This window comes from uncultured Shewanella sp., from assembly GCF_947501665.1.
Lineage (GTDB): Bacteria > Pseudomonadota > Gammaproteobacteria > Enterobacterales > Shewanellaceae > Shewanella.
Window position 1 is genome coordinate 1 of the sequence record NZ_CANMWS010000078.1, and the last position, 772, is coordinate 772.

The following is a 772-nucleotide window of genomic DNA, read 5'->3' on the forward strand; positions in this document are numbered from 1 at the left end:
GTGGAGTCAACCTTGAAATACCACCCTTGTAGTGTTGATGTTCTAACCGCGGCCCCTGAATCGGGGTCCGGGACAGTGCCTGGTGGGTAGTTTGACTGGGGCGGTCTCCTCCCAAAGAGTAACGGAGGAGCACGAAGGTTGGCTAAGTACGGTCGGACATCGTACGGTTAGTGCAATGGCATAAGCCAGCTTAACTGCGAGACAGACACGTCGAGCAGGTACGAAAGTAGGTCATAGTGATCCGGTGGTTCTGAATGGAAGGGCCATCGCTCAACGGATAAAAGGTACTCCGGGGATAACAGGCTGATACCGCCCAAGAGTTCATATCGACGGCGGTGTTTGGCACCTCGATGTCGGCTCATCACATCCTGGGGCTGAAGTCGGTCCCAAGGGTATGGCTGTTCGCCATTTAAAGTGGTACGCGAGCTGGGTTCAGAACGTCGTGAGACAGTTCGGTCCCTATCTGCCGTGGGCGTTGGATGATTGAAGGAAGCTGCTCCTAGTACGAGAGGACCGGAGTGGACGAACCGCTGGTGTTCGGGTTGTTATGCCAATAGCATTGCCCGGTAGCTACGTTCGGAATCGATAACCGCTGAAAGCATCTAAGCGGGAAGCGAGTCCTAAGATGAGTCATCCCTAGGGATTTAATCCCTCTAAAGAGCCGTTCGAGACTAGGACGTTGATAGGTCAGGTGTGTAAGCGTTGTGAGGCGTTGAGCTAACTGATACTAATGACTCGTGAGGCTTAACCATACAACCCTAATGGGTTTTAC

The 772-nt window shown here is 53.0% G+C and carries 1 rRNA gene; it reads left to right on the top strand.

The window, feature by feature from the left end:
* Positions 1-752 (top strand): 23S ribosomal RNA (locus tag Q0976_RS23985); the annotation flags it as partial.
* Positions 753-772 lie beyond the last annotated feature (20 nt).